The following is a 242-nucleotide window of genomic DNA, read 5'->3' as shown; positions in this document are numbered from 1 at the left end:
TCCGATTGAGGACTACCAGCGGTTCGACGCCTGGGCTCGGGCGCTGGCCAGGGGCCTCGACCCGGATGCGCTTCTCTCCGCGGATGAGCTACGCGACCGGGCGACCGCCGCGGCGGCCTTCGGTGAGTACTTTCGCGGGCTGGTCGCCGAGCGCCGCGCACGGCCCGGCCCGGACCTGATCAGCCAACTGGCCGCGATCGACGATGCCGGCGATCGCATCACCGAGACGGAGCTGCTTGACA

The 242-nt window shown here is 71.1% G+C and carries 1 pseudogene; it reads left to right on the top strand.

Going from position 1 to position 242, the window contains the following annotated elements:
- A pseudogene (locus AC559T_RS18330) lies at positions 1-242 on the top strand (cytochrome P450); the annotation flags it as partial.

Source organism: Frankia sp. Hr75.2 (assembly GCF_949319125.1).
Classification (GTDB): domain Bacteria; phylum Actinomycetota; class Actinomycetes; order Frankiales; family Frankiaceae; genus Parafrankia; species Parafrankia soli.
Note: the sequence above shows the minus strand (reverse complement) of the source record. Positions and strands in the feature narration are given on the sequence as shown.